Source organism: Siccirubricoccus deserti (genome assembly GCF_014283215.1).
Lineage (GTDB): Bacteria > Pseudomonadota > Alphaproteobacteria > Acetobacterales > Acetobacteraceae > Siccirubricoccus > Siccirubricoccus deserti.
In genome coordinates, this window is the sequence record NZ_JACOMF010000129.1 from 4,279 (window position 1) to 5,237 (window position 959).

Annotated in this window: 1 protein-coding gene; it reads right to left on the minus strand. The window is 65.7% G+C overall.

What is annotated here, in order from left to right:
- Window positions 1-184: 184 nt before the first annotated feature.
- Window positions 185-910, minus strand: coding sequence for a response regulator transcription factor (locus H7965_RS28475; protein ID WP_186773893.1), 726 nt, complete (start codon window positions 908-910; stop codon window positions 185-187).
- Window positions 911-959: the final 49 nt, after the last annotated feature.

Below are 959 nucleotides of genomic sequence, written 5' to 3' on the forward strand. Positions count from 1 at the left end.
TTTGCCCCTCTCACCATTTTGGGGTACTAACCCGCGAGAATCCCCGCATCACAGACCTGCGGACGCCCAAAATGTGCTCTGCCGGAGAGCCAGCGGGGACGACTTGATGGAACGCCAACGGCCGATCGGTCCGCGGCGGTGGGCTGCGGCAAGAGGCCGCCCGCCCGATGTCGGCCCGCTGCCGTTAAAGGAGCGGCTTCGGCTCGACTTTCCCTGCTGTCGCGTCGAGCCGATAGCCGCCGTCCTGGGTCAGCAGCAGCTGCACCTGCAATGGGTCCGGCTCGATCTTCTGCCGCAGCCGATAGACATGAGTCTCCAGCGTGTGGGTGGTAACCGTGTTGTTGTAGCCCCAGACCTCGTTCAGCAGGACCTGCCGCGGCACTGGCCGACCGCCGGCGCGGTAGAGGAACTTCAGGATCTTGGCCTCCTTGTCGGTGAGCCGCACCTTGCGGTTCCGCGCCGGCTCCAGCAGCAGCCGCGCGCTCGGGCGGAACAGGTATGGCCCGATGGTGAAGACCGCATCTTCCGAATTGTCGAACACGCGGAGCTGGGCGCGGACCCGTGCCAGCAGCTCGTTCAGCCGGAACGGCTTGGCAATATAGTCGTTGGCGCCGGCGTCGAGGCCACGCACCACATCCTGTTCGCCATCCGCCCCGGTCAGCATGATGATCGGCATCTTCATGCCGTCCCGCCGCAGCTTGGCGCAGAGGTCGCGGCCGTCGCCGTCGGGCAGGCCAACGTCGAGCAAGACGGCGTCGAAGTGGGCATCACTGGTACTGAGCTTGGCAGCGGCCTCCGCCACACTCGCCGCTTCGACGGGGAGGAAGCTGCCATCAGCGATCAGTTGCTCGGCCAGGGTTGCGCGCAGTGCAGCGTCGTCTTCGACGATCAAGATGGGACGGGTGGCCATTAGAACCCTCGAGGAGACGCACCCTCACCAATCCGGCGAGAGCTTCCTC